We start from the raw sequence: 16,379 nt of genomic DNA on the forward strand, positions 1-16,379 counted from the left end.
GGAGCAGTCCGGGGGCCCGGGCAGAGACCCGTGCGAGGAGTTTCTGTGCAGGAGCGGTCACCGAGGGTGAGCTCGACGCACCGTCAGAGTGCCGCAGCCCCACGGGAGCGCAGCTCCCCCTCGTACTGCTGCAGACCCCACAGCTCCCGCTGGACCGCCTCCGTCTGCTCGGCGGACGCGTTCGGCCCCAGCCGCTGGAGCTGGACGCGGCACGCGGCCACCCGCCGGGCCACGGCATGGAGTCGCAGCTTCACCAGGAACTCCCCCGCGTAGAGGGTGTCCGGCGCACGCCTGGTGCGGATCGGCTCCACCGCCAGCTCGGTGATCAGGCCGCGCACGGCGTCGTCCGGTGCGACCTCGCGCAGCACGTCCACCCAGATGTCGGCCGCCTCGGCGCCCGCGGTGACGCCGCCGCCCGAGGCGATGGCCTCCCGCACGGCCGCGTAGGGCGGCGTCACGAACTCCTCCGGACTGAACGCGTCCAGGATCGGTGCGACCAGGGTCGGGAACTGCACGGCCAGCTTCAGCAGTTCGCGCTCCACGAACTGCTGCGGGTTGCGCGCGTCCAGTCGGAACGCCGACCGGACCGGCGCGGCGGGCTCCGGCGGGGCCTGCCCGGGCCGCTGCTGGCCGGGACGCTGCTGCCCGCGCGCGTTGCCGCGCCCCTCACGGCGCTCGGCGGCCCACTGCGCCACCTGCTGCACCCGGCGCACCACGAACCGCTCGTCGAGGATGCCGAGCATGCCGGCCAGTTGGACCGCGTACTCGTGCCGGATCGACGCGTCCTTGATCTGCGCGACGATCGGCGCGCACGCGTCCAGCGCGGCGGCCCGGCCCTCGGCGGCGTCGAGGTTGTGCCGGGCGACGGTGGAACGGATCGCGAACTCGAACAGCGGCGAGGCGCGGTCGATCAGGTTGCGCACCGAGTCGTCGCCCTCGGCGATCCGCAGCTCGCACGGGTCCATGCCGCCGGGGCTGATCGCGATGAGCGTCGACGCGGCGAACTTCTGGTCGTCCTCGAAGGCCCGCAGCGCGGCCTTCTGTCCGGCGGCGTCGCCGTCGAAGGTGAAGATCACCTTGGCCTCGCTGCCCGCGGTGTCCAGCAGCAGCCGGCGCAGGATCTTGATGTGGTCCTCGCCGAAGGCGGTACCGCAGGTCGCCACGGCCGAGCTGATCCCGGCGAGGTGACAGGCCATCACATCGGTGTAGCCCTCGACGACGACGGCACGCCCGGAGCGGGCGATCTCCTTCTTGGCGAGCTCCACGCCGTAGAGCACGTGGGACTTCTTGTAGAGGGGCGTCTCCGGGGTGTTCAGGTACTTCGGCCCGTTGTCGTCCTCGCGCAGGCGGCGCGCGCCGAAGCCGACGACCTCGCCGGTCAGGTCCCGGATCGGCCAGACCAGCCGCGCCCGGAACCGGTCCATCGGGCCGCGGCGACCCTCCGAGCAGATGCCGGAGGTGAGCAGTTCCTTGTCGGTGTAGCCCTTGCCGCGCAGGAGGCGGGTCAGGTTCTCGAACCCGGCCGGCGCGTAGCCCACGCCGAAGTGCGCGGCGGCCTCGCGCTCGAACCCGCGCTCCTTGAGGAAGCGCCGCCCGATCTCGGCCTCCGGCCCGTTCAGCTGCTCCTGGAACCACGCCGCGGCGAGCCGGTTGATCTCCAGCAGGCGGATGCGCTCGCCCTGCTGGCGGCCCGGGACGTAGGAGCCGCCCTCGTAGCGGAGCGTGATGCCGACCTGCGGCGCGAGCCGCTCCACCGCCTCGACGAAGGAGAGGTGCTCGACCTTCATCACGAAGCCGATGGTGTCGCCGCTCTCCTGGCAGCCGAAGCAGTTGTAGACGCCCTTGGAGGGGTTCACGTAGAACGAGGCGGACTTCTCGTCGTGGAACGGGCACAGCCCCTTGAGCTGCCCGCCGCCGCCGTTGGCGAGCTGGACGTAGTCGCGGACGACGGCGTCGATCCGCAGGGCGGCTTTCACCGCCTGCACGTCTTCATCCCTGATCCGTCCCGCCACAGAGGAAGTCTACGGCTGGTCGCGCCCTCCAGGGCGCGGGGAACCGCGCCCTGGGGAGTGCGACTAGAGCAAGGACTCCAACGGAACCGACGGATCCGCCAGGCGCTCCGGGTCGACGGGGGTGCGGGCGCGCACCAGCGCCTGGATCGGGTCTGTGACGTCCCACACGTTCACGTTCATGCCCGCGACCACGTGGCCGTCGCTGCTCTGCCAGAAGGCGATGAACTCACGCTTGCCCGCGTCGCCGCGGATGACCACGCGCTCGTAGCCGCCGGGCGCGGCGAAGCCCGAGTACTCCATGCCGAGGTCGTACTGGTCGGAGAAGAAGTACGGGACGCGGTCGTAGACGACCTCCTGCCCGAGCATCGACTTCGCCGCCGCCGGGCCGCCGTTCAGCGCGTTGGCCCAGTGCTCGACCCGCAGGCGGCGGCCGAACAGCGGGTTGAACGCGCCGGCGACGTCGCCCGCCGCGAAGACGTCGGGGTCGGACGTGCGCAGCGCGGCGTCCACGGCGATGCCGCCGCCCTCCTCGCGGGGGGCGAGCTCGAGGCCGGCCTGCTCGGCCAGCGCGGTCTGCGGGATCGCGCCGATGCCGACCAGGACCGCGTGGGCGGGGTGCTCCTGGCCGTCGCTGGTGTGGACGGCCAGGACCATGCCGTCGCGGCCCTCGATCTCGGTGACCGACGCGCCGAAGTGGAACTTCACGCCGTGGTCCTGGTGCAGCCGCGCGAAGAACTCGCCCAGCTCCGGCCCGAGCGCCGTCTGCAGCGGGGTGCTCAGCGGCTCGACGACCGTCACCTCGGCGCCGTAGCCGCGGGCCGCGGAGGCGACCTCCAGGCCGATCCAGCCCGCGCCGACGATCACCAGCGTGCCGTTCTCGCGGCCCAGCGTCTGCAAGGTCGCGCGCAGCCGCTCGGAGTCGGCCAGGCGGCGCAGGTAGTGCACGCCGCCCAGGCCCGCGCCGGGCACCTCCAGGGGACGCGGCGCGGAGCCGGTGGCCAGCAGCAGCTTGTCGTAGCCGAGGACGTCGCCGTCCCCGCCCAGGCGCAGCTCGCGGGCGGCGCGGTCGATCGAGACGACCGGCTGGCCCAGGTGCAGCTCGACGTCGTGCGCCGCGTACCACGCGGAGTCGTGGACGAAGACCTCCGAGCGTTCGCTGGTGCCGACCAGGTAGCCCTTGGAGAGCGGCGGGCGCTCGTAGGGGTGGTCACGCTCCTCGCCGAGCAGTATCACGCGGCCGTCGAAGCCCTCCGCGCGCAGCGTCTCCGCCGCCTTGGCCCCGGCCAGTCCCGCCCCGACGATCGCCATCGTCGCGTGCGTGCCCACCATGTCCGTCTGCCTCCGTGGATTACCTCGGTGGATCCTTCATGGGTGTCTGTGTCTCAGCATGGATTTCCCAGTGAGCCTCCCGTATGCACACCCGGAGGTGAAGAGGGCGTCACTGATCGTTCGTCAAGATCTCATGGTGACTTGGTGAGCGCCCGATGGCGGGCCAGGGCGCTCGCGTCGGTCAGGGTGGCGATCTGGTCGATCACCGCGCGCAGTCGGCCGGCGTCGTCGGACGCCTCCTCGTACAGGGTGCGGAAGACCGGGTCCAGCCCCTCGGGCGCGCTGCGCGTCAGCGCCTCGGCGAGCTCGCCGATGACGACGCGCTGGCGACGGCGCAGCTGCTCCTGGTCCTCACGCTGCATCACGTAGCGGTCGGCGACGGCCTTGAGCACGGCGCACTCGAGCCGGACCTCGCGCGGGACGATCAGGTCGGCGCGGTAGCGGGTGAGCGGGCCGTCGCCGAAGGCGGCGCGGGTGGCCGTCTCGGCGGAGGTGCAGAAGCGGCCGATCAGCTGGCTGGTGGCGTCCTTGAGCCCGGCCCGGTCCCGGGCTGAGCCGTCGTAGTGGTGCGGCCACCACTCCTGTGCGCGCAGCCGGTCCAGGGCCTCCTCCAGCTCCTCCTGCTCGGCGTTGGGCGCGTAGCGGGCGGCCACCCGGTACAGCTCGGCGCGCTCGCCCGGCGCGCCCAGCGCGGCGGGGCGGATGTGGCCGGCGTGCAGGCCGTCCTCGACGTCGTGGACGGAGTAGGCGACGTCGTCGGACCAGTCCATCACCTGGGCCTCGAAGCAGCGCTTGTGGCCGGGCGCGCCCTGCCGCATCCAGGTGAAGACCGGCAGGTCGTCGGCGTAGACGCCGAACTTGTGCGGCAGCTCCGGATGTTGGCCGCGGCCCCAGGGGTACTTGGTGGCCGCGTCGAGGGCGGCCCTGGTGAGGTTCAGGCCGACGCTGATCGGGTGGCCGTTGGCCTCCGCGTGCGGGACGAAGCGCTTGGGCTCAAGGCGGGTCAGGATGCGCAGCGACTGCGCGTTGCCCTCGAAGCCGCCGCACGGCTCGGCGGCCTTGTCGAGCGCCTCCTCGCCGTTGTGGCCGAAGGGCGGATGGCCGATGTCGTGGGCCAGGCAGGCGGTCTCGACGAGATCCGGGTCGCAGCCGAGGGCGGCGCCGAGCTCGCGTCCGACCTGGGCGCACTCCAGGGAGTGGGTCAGCCGGGTGCGCGGGAAGTCGCTCTCCAGGGGCGCGACGACCTGTGTGGTTCCCGCAAGCCGCCGCAGCGCGGCGGAGTGCAGCACGCGCGCGCGGTCGCGCTGGAACGCGGTGCGCCCCGGGCGCTTGTCCGGCTCCTCCACCCAACGCGCCTGCGCGCCGGGGCTGTAGCTGATGACCTGCGCGATCTCGTCCATCCCCAGCACAGTAACCCCTGGGAGGGACAACGCGGCGTCAGGCTCGCACGGGCCGGGTCCAGCGAAGCAGGCGCTTCCAGCGCGGCAGCTCGGTGAGACAGGTCAGCAGGGCGAGGGCGGTGACGAGCACCGCGGCCCACGGCCAGAACAGCAGCCAGGCCGCGGCGACCGCGCCGCCCAGCTCGGCGATCACCATGAGGATCGTCACCCAGCCGGGCACGGCGATGTTCGTCCCCGGCTTGTCACCGGGCGTCTGGAAGGCCGCGGGGACGCCGATGAGCAGCACGTCGACGCCGACGGCGGCCGGGATCGAGTGGGGCCACAGCGCGATCGGCAGCCCGATCCAGCCGACCAGTTCGAGCCCGGCGCGCAGCGCGGTGGCGTACCAGGGCTCGCTGTACTTCTCGACTCCCGGTTTCTCCGGCCCCGGCTGCTTCTCCATCGTGGCTCCCCCTCCGACGATCGCGGGGGAAGCGTAGCGCCGGGCGGGCCGCCGTGAGGTGCCTTCGGCCGCGGCCGTTCAGCCGCTCGCGGAGGCCGACGCGGACGCCGGGACCGACGCCGACGAGGACGGGGAGGCCGACGAGGACGGCGACGGGGAGGGGCTGCCGGCCGTGACCGCCTGGGCGTACAGCGCCTGGATCCGGTCGCCGAAGAACACGGCGTACGACACGTCGTCGGAGTCGCCGCCCTCCTGGTATCCCCCTATGACCCCGACCAATGTGCCGAGGCCGGTCTTCGGGTCGATGCCCTGGAGCAGCGGGCCGCCGCTGGTGCCGTCGGCGAAGCCGGTGCAGTCGAACTCGGACTGCGTCGCGCTGTAGACGGTCAGCGAGTTCAGGCAGGAGACCGGTCGGTCGCTGCCGGACGGGTAGCCGATCACGCCGACCGTCGTCGGGCGGGTGATGCCGAAGGCGATCCTCTCGGCTCCGACCGCGTCCTCGACCCGGGCGTTCGGATCGCCGTCCTTGTGCACGACGAGGAAGGCGACGTCGGAGTCCTGGTCGCTGTCGGCGGACCAGTGCGAGTCGAGCAGGACGGAGGTCGCCCTCCAGAGCCCGAAGGGACGCTGTCCGTCGTGGTAGCCGGGCGCGAAGACCACCGAGGCGGGGTTCGGCGAGCCGTTGGCCGGATCGCTCAGGCAGTGCGCGGCGGTCGCGACGACGTCGCCGCCGGTCGAGTGGACCACGCTCGCGGTGCAGAAGTGGTGGTTGGCCCCGTTGTCGTCCGGATAGAAGAGCACGCCCACGGCCGGCAGTCCCTCGAAGGGCGTGCTGTGGCCGTCGGGGGTCGCCTTGGGCCCGGCGAGGGAGGCGGGCACGTTCGCGGCGGGGCCGACCGAGCCCGTCGGCAGGGCGCGCCGACCCGCGTCGGACGCGGAGGCGGGGCCCGTCGGGCTCCCGTCGGCCCCGCCGGAGCCGAACGCCCCGTTCACAAGTACGAGCGCGAAACAGACGGCGAACGCCAGCAGACCGAGAGCGCGGGTGGCGCTGCGCAGCTGGGCTCTGGTCATTTCGCCGATCATAGGCAGGCGGACACGGGTGCTGTCGAGAGTGCGGACGCCGGGGCTTTCGTGTGTCGCGTCGGTCACACCGTCGTCGGCGACGCCGCCGTCGGTCACCCCGTCGTCGGTCACCCCGATGCCCCTTCCCTTGCGCACAGAGTCACAGCTTGCCTCACCCGTGCGACAGTTCTGTCACGAACCGCCCCGAAGCGTCAGGTAAGAGACTTTCGCTCACCCGGCCCGGCTAACGTTCACGGCGGTGGGACGGTGCTGACAGGGCTCGGACCTCCCGATGTCCGTCCAGCAGTGAAGAGAGAACGGGACTGTGAGCCTCACCGGCACCGCCTTCTTCTACACCCTGATCGCGGCGACGATCGTCGCCGTCGTGGTGACCATGGTCACCTGGGGTGCCGTTCGTGGTCCCAAGTACCTGCGGGGGTTCGTCCGGCTGAGCCTGATCGGCCTCTGCCAGCTCACCGCCATCGCGGTGGTCGCGGTGTGGATCAACAACGCCAACGGCCTCTACTCCTCCTGGGGCGACCTCTTCGGCCAGCAGGACAACGCCGGGGTGGGCGTGACCGGCGACGCCGCGAACCCGCAGGCGCAGGCGGCCTCCTTCACCGGCGGCCCCAACGGCTTCCAGCGCACCGTCCTGCACGGCGCGGCCTCCGGCCTGACGGGCGAGGTGCTGGTGTGGACGCCGCCGCAGTACAGCGATCCGCAGTACCGCAACTACTCCTTTCCCGTCGTCGAGCTGCTGCACGGCTACCCCGGCTCCCCGGAGACCTGGCTCAAGGGCGGCGGCATGCCCGGCCCGCTGACCTACCTGATGGCCCAGGGCAAGATGAAGCCCGCGATCCTGGTCGTGCCGCGGATCAACCCCAACGGCGTCAACACCGACTGCACCGACGTCGGCAACGTCCGCAACGGCACCTGGCTCGACACCGACGTGCCGAACCTCATCAAGAAGGACTTCCGGGTCCTGGGCGACTCCCACGCCTGGGGCCTGGTCGGGGACTCCACCGGCGGCTACTGCGCGACCAAGCTGGTCCTCCAGCACCCCGACCGCTTCGGCGCGGCCGTCGCGCTCAGCCCCGACGACTTCCACGGTGATCCGACCGTCGTCCGCGACAAGGCGGTCCTCGCAACGCAGAACCCGCTGGCGCTGATGAAGGCGGCGGGCCCGCAGGCGGACGTCTCGATCCTGATCGCCACCACCGCGCACGACCGCTGGAGCACCCCCGCGAACGCGCAGGCGCTGCGGGCGGCGGCGAAGTTCCCGGTCACCGTCGCGCAGCCGATCGTGCTGAAGGACGGCGGCCACAACTGGGGCACCTGGGCGTCGCTCTTCCCGGTCGTCTTCCCGTGGCTCAGCCAGCAGCTGGACGCCCCGCAGCTGGTGCAGCCGGCGGCTCCCACCCCGGCCCCGGCCCCGAAGGGCGCCCTGCCCCCGGGCCAGGTCGGCGCGAAGCCGTCCGCGTCCCCGAAGGCGTCCGGCAAGCCCGCCGGCAAGCCGTCCGTGCCGCCCGCTCCGGGCCTCGCCCTCAACGGCACGGTGACCACCCCCACCCAGACGCACAGCTGAGGCCGCTCAAGCCGCTGAGGCCGCTGAGGCCATAAGAAGGCCGCTCCCGACGCGCTGGTGCGCGTCGGGAGCGGCCTTCTTGCGTCGTACGGGCCCCGGGCTACTCCGTGTCGCCCTGCTCCGCCAGGAACTCCTCGAAGGCGCGGCCGAGTTCGTCCGCGGAGGGCAGGTCGACCGGTTCGGCCATGAGGTTCTCGCGGTCGGCGGCGCCCGCCACCGCGTCGTACTGCTGCTCCAGCCCCGCGATGGCGGTGCGCAGGTCCGCGTCGCCCTCGGCGATCTGGCGGTCGACGTCCTCGCGGACCTCGTCCATCCGGGCGCGCAGGCCCGTGCCGGGCAGGACCAGGCCGGTGGCCGACTGGATCGCCTCCAGCACCGCGACGGCGGCGTGCGGGTAGGGGGTCCTCGCGAGGTAGTGCGGGACGTGCGCGGCGAAGCCGAGGACGTCGTGGCCCGCCTCGTCCAGGCGGTACTCGAGCATGCCGCCCGCGCTGCCCGGCACCTGGACCTGCTCGAACCAGCGCGGGTGCGCGCCGATCAGGTCCTTGCGGTTGCCGTGCGGGGTCATCCCCGTCGGCCGGGTGTGCGGGACGCCCATCGGCACGCCGTGGAAGGTCACCGAGAGCCGCACCCCGAGCCGCTCCACCACCTGGATGACGGCCGCGGCGAAGCGCTCCCATTCCACGTCCGGCTCCGGGCCGGAGAGGACCAGGAAGGGCGCGCCGACGGCGTCGTGCACGAGGTGCAGCTCCAGCGCCGGGGCCGCGTAGGAGGCCCAGTGGTCGCGGTCGAAGAGCATGGTGGGGCGACGGGCCCGGTAGTCCACGAGCCGGTCCGCGTCGAAACGGGCGATCAGCCGGCGCTCAGGATCCTCCAGCAGTTCGGCGACGATCTGTTCGCCGGTCTCACCGGCATCCATGAAGCCGTCGAAGAAGTGCAGCAGGATGGAGGAGTCCGCGGCCAGCTCCTCCGCGTCCGGCTCGAACGCGTACAGCCCCTCGGGTTCCAGCACCTGGATCCCACTCCCGTCCTCTGGCTGTCGAAACAGCATCCATTACCCTGGTTCCAGCATCCCGGAACCAGGGTTCATTCCCCAATTCGGAGTGCGAACCGCGGCCATGCGCCCCGGAGACACGCCGTGCACGTCGGTTTCGCGCGGCTGGGGTGACTTAACCCCTCCGGGCGGGTATGGTCCTCTCGCTGCACTCCACTCTGGCACCGCGTAGGCTGCGTGGAGATCGCCGCACAACCCCTCGCAGCACCTTCGCAGAACCCCGCATCGCACCTTGCCTTCACCTGGCCGCCCGCTGTCCTTCGCGCTCTCGTTCCCGCCTCGGCCATTTTTCGGACACACACTGTCCCCTTCGCTCCCCGCACGCCTCACGGCGAACGCGATCCGTCGTCGTACCCACGGCCGTCGGGGCGCACCTTTCCCGACCCCACCCGCCGAAGGACATAAGGCCAAGTGCCCGTACCCGTCTTCCTCTGCGGCCGCACCGTGCGGCTGGAGCCGCTCACCGAGCGACACATCGAGGCCCTTGCCGCGGCCGCGGCAGAGGACCGAAGCAGCTATGCGTTCACGCCCGTGCCGCACGGCATCGAGGCGACGGAACGTTACGTCAGCGACGCGCTGGCCGCGCAGGCGGCGGGCCGCGCACTTCCCTTCGCCACGGTCAGAACGAGCGACGGCCTGGTGGTGGGGTCGACCCGGTTCACCGAGCTGGACTACTGGCAGGGCCCGGTCATCTGGCCGCCGGCCCCCCGCGGCCCCGTGGGCGATCCCCTGACCGCGATCCCCGACGCGACGGAGATCGGCGCGACGTGGCTCTCGGCCCGGGCGCAGGGCACCGGCATCAACACCGAGGCGAAGCTCCTGATGCTGCGTCACGCCTTCGAGACGTGGGGCGTCCGCAGGATCTCCATGCGCGCCGACGCCCGCAACGTGCGCTCGCGCGCGGCGATCGAGCGCCTGGGCGCGGTGCTGGACGGGGTGCACCGCATGCACACCCGCGGCCTGGACGGCATCGTGCGCAGCACGGCGTTCTACTCGATCCTCGACGAGGAGTGGCCCAACGTCCGCTCCGGCCTCGAACAACGCGTCGCGATCGGCCCGACCCGCCACGTGGCCGCGAGGCCGCTGATCTCCGCGTAAGCGGAACCAGGGGCGCGGGGAACTGCGCGAGAAACCACCCTGTGCGGATGGCCCTGCCCGATGGGGACCATCCGCACGTGGGTGGCTTGTCGCGCAGTTCCCCGCGCCCCTTGATGGTGCAACGACCCGCGGGAGCGGATCGTCAGCCCTTGACGACGATGGTGACCTTCCAGGTCTTGCCCGACGGGGCCGCGCTCGTGAGGACCGACGTGCCGTCGGTGGTGCCGACGAACATGGCCGGGGTGACGCCGAGGGGCGCGGTCATGACGCCCGTGTTCGCCGGGGCGAGGATCGCGCCGGTCGCCTGGACCGGCTGCCAGGTGTCACCGCTGTGCGCCGCGGTGAGGAAGATGTCGACGCGCTGCCCGCGGGGCAGGCAGTAGGCACCGGACTGCTGCTGCGTCAGTTCCCCTGCGGAGTGCGGCAGCACGGGCTCCGGCAGCTTGGTGCAGGCGGGAAGCACGGTCGGGGAGGGGTCCGGCGCCGGCGCCGCGGCCGGCGACGCGGGCGCGGCACTGCTGCACGCGGACAGCAGGGCCACGGCCGCCAGGGGAAGCAGACGCAGGGCTCGGTTCACGACAGGGCTCCTCGGGGACGGCCGTAGGCCGAGCGCCCTGGGAGGGGGCCCGGCCTACGGCATCGGGTGATGCGGTGTCAGTGCTGGTTGCTCGCGCTGGTGTAGGACACCACGCAGTTGCCCGCGCCGCCGCCGTAGTTGTTGCTCCACAGCGACTGCACGGCGAAGTTCGCGCCGTTCAGGCTGATGATCGACGACGCGCCCTGGCCGCTGGAGATCCAGGCGCACTTGTCGCCGGTCTCCGCGCCCGTGCTGTCCACCCAGCCGCTGCTCGGCGCCGGGTCCGTCAGCGTCTCGGCGTACTCGTGGCCACCGACGATGGTGATGCCCTCGTCCGTGCCGTTCACACCGGAGGAGCCGGTGGCGACGAAGTTCGCGCCGCAGCCGGAGCCGGCGTCGGTGATGTACGGCATGTTGGTGTAGGGCAGGTCCGCGCCGTTGCTCGCGGTGGTGTGGTCGTGCCAGGCGCAGTACTGCGTCTTGAAGCCCGAGGGCACCACGCCGTGCGGCAGGTCGACGATGACCTGGACGTTGTCGCCGGAGATCCCGAAGTGCGAGGCCGCCTTGACCGCCTCGGCGGCGATCTGGGCGTCGCTCGGGCGGCTCGGGGCCTTGGCGGAGCTGTCCAGCCAGGTGCCGCCCAGCGGGTTGGACGCGGGGTGGCCGACCGGGGTGCCCGCGCCGTTGCACTGGGTGGTGCCGGTGGCGACGCCCTGGCAGTACTGGGTCTGCGAGGTGAAGAACGTGTCGCCGCTGCCGTAGGCGTGCGAGAAGAAGCTCTGCTGGAGCGCGACCTCACCCGACGGGTCGTTGGTGACGGTGGAGCCGGTGCCCCACTGGTTGCCCCAGTAGACGTAGTAGACGGTCGGGCTGGTGACGACGTTGCCACCGCCGTAGACCAGGTTGCCGGCGCTGCTGGCGGCGGCCGCCGCCTTGTGGGCGTTCATGTGGTGCGGGGCGAGCTCGGAAGCGCCGGCCGGGGCGGCCATGGCGAAACCTGCGGCAGCCAGCGCGGTGGCGCAGCCGGCGACAAGTGCGGAACGAAGCACGGTGGTGCCCTTCTGAACAGAGGGGGAGGAACCGGAGGGCTGTGCAACGCCGCTGGCCAGGCGGCACCGTGGTGTCACCACGAAGAAGGGTGGTGCGCTTGCGTTCCGAGACGTTAGGCGATGCGTCGCGCGTAGTTCAAGAGCGCGTAAGCGTCAGAGTGAACTCAGAGATTCCGGAAACAGTCCGGCAAACAAAAGGCCCGGGCGGGAACGGACGCCTTTGTCCGTTCCCGCCCGGGCGGGTTCCGTCGCGGCTACTCTGCGCCGAGCTCCGCGACGGAGCAGGTGCGGGCAGCGACCCCTCCCCCCTTGCATCAACTTCCGCCTTGGTCGGGGACGGTGTGACGATGGGAGGGGCTTGCCTCGCGCTGGCACCCGGTGAGGTGAAGACCGGGTGAGGGTCTGTCAGCGCGAGTCGCTGCCCGCCGTCTCGATGGCGGCGCGGCCTGCCTCCAGGCGCGCCACCGGGATCCGGAAGGGCGAGCAGGACACGTAGTCCAGACCGACCTCGTGGAAGAAGTGGACGGAGTCCGGGTCGCCGCCGTGCTCGCCGCAGACGCCGAGCTTGAGGTCCGGACGGGTCTTGCGGCCCTCGATCGCGGCGTTGCGGACGAGGGAGCCCACGCCGTCGCGGTCGATGGTCTCGAACGGGGAGACCCCGAAGATGCCCTTCTCCAGGTAGGCGGTGAAGAAGCTGGCCTCGACGTCGTCGCGGCTGAAGCCCCACACCGTCTGGGTCAGGTCGTTGGTGCCGAAGGAGAAGAACTCGGCGGCCTCGGCGATCTGACCGGCGGTCACCGCGGCGCGCGGCAGCTCGATCATGGTGCCGAGCGCGATCTTCAGGTCGACGCCGGTCCGCGCCGAGACCTCGGTGAGGACCTTCTCGGCCTCGTCACGGACTATCTCCAGCTCCTGGACGGTGCCGACGAGCGGAATCATGATCTCGGCGCGCGGGTCGGCGCCGGCGAGCTTGCGCTCGGCCGCCGCCTCGGCGATCGCCCGGACCTGCATGGCGAACAGGCCGGGGATGACCAGGCCGAGGCGGACGCCGCGCAGACCCAGCATCGGGTTCTGCTCGTGCAGGCGGTGGACCGCCTGGAGCAGCCGCAGGTCGTTCTCGTTCGGGTCCTTGCGGGCCTCGGCCAGCGCCACGCGCACCGACAGCTCGGTGATGTCCGGCAGGAACTCGTGCAGCGGCGGGTCCAGCAGGCGGACCGTGACCGGCAGGCCGTCCATCGCCGCGAAGAGCTCGACGAAGTCGTTCTTCTGCAGCGGCAGCAGGACGGAGAGCGCGGCCTCGCGGTCGGTGTCGTTGTCGGCCAGGATCAGCCGCTCGACCTCCTTGCGGCGCTCCTCGCCGAGGAACATGTGCTCGGTGCGGCACAGGCCGATGCCCTGGGCGCCGTAGCGGCGGGCGCGGCTCGCGTCCTCGGCGTTGTCGGCGTTGGCGCGCACCCGCAGGCGGCGGACCGAGTCGGCGTGGGCGATGATCCGGTGGACCGCCTTGACCAGGCCGCCCTCCTCGTCGGCGCCGGCGTGCAGGGTGCCCTCGAAGTACTCGACGACGGGGCTCGGTACGACCGGTACCTCGCCGAGGTAGACCTTGCCGGTGGAGCCGTCGATCGAGATGAGGTCGCCCTCCTCGATGACCCGGCCGTCGGCGGTGGTGAACCGGCGCTTCTTGGTGTCGACCTCGAGCTCCTCGGCGCCGCAGACACAGGTCTTGCCCATGCCGCGGGCGACGACGGCGGCGTGCGAGGTCTTGCCGCCGCGCGAGGTGAGGATGCCCTGGGCGGCGATCATGCCGTCGAGGTCGTCCGGGTTGGTCTCGCGGCGGACCAGGATGACCTTCTCGCCGGAGCGGGACCACTTGACGGCGGTGTAGGAGTCGAAGACGGCCTTGCCGACCGCGGCGCCCGGCGAGGCGGCGATGCCCCGGCCGATCTTCTCGGCCTTGGTGTTCTCGTCGAAGCGCGGGAACATCAGCTGCGCGAGCTGCGCGCCGTTGACGCGGTGCAGCGCCTCGTCGAGGTCGATCAGGCCCTGGTCGACGAGCTGGACGGCGATGCGGAAGGCGGCCGCGGCCGTGCGCTTGCCCACGCGGGTCTGCAGCATCCACAGCTTGCCGCGCTCGATGGTGAACTCGATGTCGCACAGGTCCCGGTAGTGGTTCTCCAGGGTCTGCATGATGGCCATGAGCTCGTCGTAGGACTTCTTGTCCAGCTGCTCGAGCTCGGCCAGCGGCACGGTGTTGCGGATGCCGGCGACGACGTCCTCGCCCTGGGCGTTGGACAGGTAGTCGCCGTAGACGCCCTGGTGGCCGGAGGCGGGGTCGCGGGTGAAGGCGACGCCGGTGCCGGAGTCCTCGCCCAGGTTGCCGAAGACCATGGAGCAGACGTTGACCGCGGTGGCCAGGTCGTGCGGGATGCGCTCCTGACGGCGGTACAGCTTGGCGCGGTCGCTGTTCCAGGAGTCGAAGACGGCGTGGACGGCCAGGTCCAGCTGCTCGCGCGGATCCTGCGGGAAGTCGCGGCCGGCGTGCTTCTTGACGATCTGCTTGAACGTCTTGACCAGGCCCTTGAGGTCCGCGGCGTCCAGGTCCAGGTCGTTGACCGTGCCCTTGGCGCGCTTGGCCTCGTCCAGGGCCTCCTCGAAGAGCTCGCCCTCGACGCCCAGCACGGTCTTGCCGAACATCTGGACCAGGCGGCGGTAGGAGTCCCAGGCGAAGCGCTCGTTGCCGGACTGCTTGACCAGGCCCTTCACCGAGGCGTCGGACAGGCCGATGTTGAGGACGGTGTCCATCATGCCGGGCATGGAGAACTTGGCGCCGGAGCGGACCGAGACCAGCAGCGGGTCGGCGGCGTCGCCGAGCTTCTTGCCCATGGTGGTCTCGAGGGCGACGAGGTGCGCACTCACCTCGTCGCGCAGGGAGGCCGGCTCACTGCCGGTCTCCAGGTAGACCTTGCAGGCCTCGGTGGTGATGGTGAACCCCGGAGGGACGGGGAGCCCGAGGTTGGTCATCTCGGCGAGGTTCGCGCCCTTGCCGCCGAGAAGGTCCTTGAGGTCCTTGTTGCCTTCAGTGAAGTCGAAGACGAACTTTTCCTGAGTGGCCACGAGCCTCTCCTGCCGCACGGTTGCCCTGATGCCGGAGAACATACCCAGATCGAAGGCACTTGGCTGCCCCAGATAGGCCGTCAGAGGCCGGAACCGACGGGTAACCCGCGAGATCGCATGCCCGCAAACGGGCTTTGCCTGCGAAAGTAAAATCGTCGCCCTGACGCTAGCGCGCCTTCACCTGTTGAACCCAGGGAAACCCTGATCTCACACGATCGCAACCGGACAACTGCGGAACGTTACGCTCCGGCGTCCTTGCCTTGATCCTTTGGAGACAGGGGCCGGTCGCCGCGTTCAGCCTCGTTCGGGAAGCGTTTCACACCCCGCCCCACCTGCGGTTTTATGTCCATCTGACGCAAAGTGACGGCAAATGTGGCCGGAGTCACGCGACAGCAGGGGCTCCATCTCACCCCTCGTACGTATCCCGTCTCACCATGCGTCGCCAAGCGTCCACGTTCCGTTGTGGAAACCGGGCCTCAGCCGCCGGAGGTGTCGAGCTCCGCGTCGGCGGAGGGGACCGCGCAGTCGTACGGGTCGTCGAGCCAGCCCTCGGGAAGGACCACGCGGTTCGCGCCCGAGGTCCGGCCGCGCGGGCCGTCGGCGCTGTCCGGCCACGGCTGGTCCGGGTCGATCCGGGAGAGCAGTTCCTCCAGCTCGGTCAGCGAGGAGGCGGTGGCCAGGCCGTTGCGCAGCTCCGAGCCGACCGAGAAGCCCTTGGTGTACCAGGCGACGTGCTTGCGGAAGTCGATGACGCCGCGCTTCTCGTCCCCGATCCACTCCCCCAGCAGCTCCGCGTGGCGGATCATCGTCTTCGCGACGTAGCCGAAGTCGGGGCGGGCGTAGTCGACCTCGCCCTCGAAGACCGAGACCAACTCCTTGAACAGCCACGGGCGCCCCAGGCAGCCGCGGCCGACGACGACGCCGTCGCAGCCCGTCTCGCGGACCATGCGGGCCGCGTCGTCCGCCGACCAGATGTCGCCGTTGCCCAGCACCGGGACATGGTCCGGCACGGCCTCGCGCAGGCGCGCGATCGCGGACCAGTCGGCCTCGCCGCTGTAGTGCTGGATGGCGGTGCGCCCGTGCAGGGCGATCGCGGCCACGCCCTCCTCCGCGCCGATCCGGCCTGCGTCGAGGTAGGTGATGTGGTCCTCGTCGATGCCGATGCGCATCTTCATCGTGACCGGCAGGCCGCCGGCGTTCGCCACGGCCTGGCGCAGGATGTCGCGCAGCAGGTTGCGCTTGTAGGGCAGGGCCGAGCCGCCGCCCTTGCGGGTGACCTTGGGGACCGGGCAGCCGAAGTTCAGGTCGATGTGGTCGGCCAGATCCTCCTCGGCGATCATCTTCGCCGCGCGGCCGACGGTCTCCGGGTCCACGCCGTAGAGCTGGATGGAGCGCGGTTGCTCGCTCGGGTCGAAGTGGATCAGGTTCATGGTCTTCGCGTTGCGCTCGACCAGGGCCCGCGTGGTGATCATCTCGGAGACGAACAGCCCCTTGCCGCCGCTCTGCTCCCGGCACAGGGTGCGGAAGGGCGCGTTGGTGATCCCGGCCATCGGCGCCAGCACGACCGGCGGCCACACGGTGAGCGCGGAACCGAGACGCAGCGGTGCGGCGGCGGTGACGGCATCGGGCGCGGGCGTGGTCATCGGGGCAGTCCTTC

12 protein-coding genes are annotated in these 16,379 nt (G+C 71.3%); 2 read left to right on the forward strand and 10 right to left on the reverse strand.

All coding sequences use genetic code 11. The features are described 5' to 3' along the window. Positions 1–83 precede the first annotated feature (83 nt). The 5 genes from dnaG to TR50_RS42465 all read right to left on the reverse strand — a co-directional run bounded on the left by dnaG (position 84) and on the right by TR50_RS42465 (position 6,254). On the reverse strand, positions 84–2,012 hold the full coding sequence (gene dnaG, locus TR50_RS12080) for a DNA primase (protein WP_042419202.1): 1,929 nt from the start codon (positions 2,010–2,012) through the stop codon (positions 84–86). A 63-nt stretch (positions 2,013–2,075) separates the two neighbouring features. Continuing rightward, complete coding sequence (locus tag TR50_RS12085) at positions 2,076–3,341, reverse strand: NAD(P)/FAD-dependent oxidoreductase (RefSeq protein ID WP_042419204.1); 1,266 nt, start codon at positions 3,339–3,341, stop codon at positions 2,076–2,078. Positions 3,342–3,472: 131 nt separating this feature from the next. After that, positions 3,473–4,741 carry a deoxyguanosinetriphosphate triphosphohydrolase gene (locus TR50_RS12090; RefSeq protein ID WP_042419218.1) on the reverse strand — a complete coding sequence of 423 codons (1,269 nt, stop codon included), beginning with the start codon at positions 4,739–4,741 and terminating at the stop codon, positions 3,473–3,475. A 37-nt stretch (positions 4,742–4,778) separates the two neighbouring features. Further along, complete coding sequence (locus TR50_RS12095; RefSeq protein ID WP_162837955.1) at positions 4,779–5,183, reverse strand: hypothetical protein; 405 nt, start codon at positions 5,181–5,183, stop codon at positions 4,779–4,781. Between the two features lie 78 nt (positions 5,184–5,261). After that, positions 5,262–6,254 carry a trypsin-like serine peptidase gene (locus tag TR50_RS42465; RefSeq protein ID WP_160311107.1) on the reverse strand — a complete coding sequence of 331 codons (993 nt, stop codon included), beginning with the start codon at positions 6,252–6,254 and terminating at the stop codon, positions 5,262–5,264. Between the two features lie 316 nt (positions 6,255–6,570). On the opposite strand from TR50_RS42465, the gene TR50_RS12105 reads away from it, so the two are divergent. Beyond that, positions 6,571–7,830 (forward strand): alpha/beta hydrolase, encoded by a 1,260-nt coding sequence (locus TR50_RS12105; protein WP_063775054.1) that lies wholly within the window; start codon positions 6,571–6,573, stop codon positions 7,828–7,830. Between the two features lie 100 nt (positions 7,831–7,930). Here TR50_RS12105 and TR50_RS12110 read toward each other — a convergent pair whose 3' ends face one another. After that, complete coding sequence (locus tag TR50_RS12110; protein ID WP_042419221.1) at positions 7,931–8,842, reverse strand: PAC2 family protein; 912 nt, start codon at positions 8,840–8,842, stop codon at positions 7,931–7,933. A 453-nt stretch (positions 8,843–9,295) separates the two neighbouring features. Between TR50_RS12110 and TR50_RS12115 the strand changes: the two genes are divergently transcribed. After that, entirely contained in the window at positions 9,296–9,982 is a 687-nt protein-coding gene (locus TR50_RS12115) for a GNAT family N-acetyltransferase (protein WP_042419223.1), read from the forward strand. Between the two features lie 142 nt (positions 9,983–10,124). Here the strand turns inward: TR50_RS12115 and TR50_RS12120 are convergent, their stop codons facing one another. The 4 genes from TR50_RS12120 to dusB all read right to left on the reverse strand — a co-directional run bounded on the left by TR50_RS12120 (position 10,125) and on the right by dusB (position 16,365). Further along, entirely contained in the window at positions 10,125–10,559 is a 435-nt protein-coding gene (locus tag TR50_RS12120) for a hypothetical protein (RefSeq protein WP_042419225.1), read from the reverse strand. Positions 10,560–10,636: 77 nt separating this feature from the next. Then, positions 10,637–11,608, reverse strand: coding sequence for a hypothetical protein (locus TR50_RS12125; RefSeq protein WP_152648366.1), 972 nt, complete (start codon positions 11,606–11,608; stop codon positions 10,637–10,639). A 405-nt stretch (positions 11,609–12,013) separates the two neighbouring features. Continuing rightward, positions 12,014–14,764: a pyruvate, phosphate dikinase gene (gene ppdK / locus TR50_RS12130; protein ID WP_042419230.1), complete on the reverse strand. Its 2,751-nt coding sequence runs from the start codon at positions 14,762–14,764 to the stop codon at positions 12,014–12,016. A 434-nt stretch (positions 14,765–15,198) separates the two neighbouring features. Then, entirely contained in the window at positions 15,199–16,365 is a 1,167-nt protein-coding gene (dusB, locus tag TR50_RS12135) for a tRNA dihydrouridine synthase DusB (RefSeq protein ID WP_042419233.1), read from the reverse strand. Positions 16,366–16,379: the final 14 nt, after the last annotated feature.

It is taken from the genome of Streptacidiphilus anmyonensis (assembly GCF_000787855.1).
Classification (GTDB): domain Bacteria; phylum Actinomycetota; class Actinomycetes; order Streptomycetales; family Streptomycetaceae; genus Streptacidiphilus; species Streptacidiphilus anmyonensis.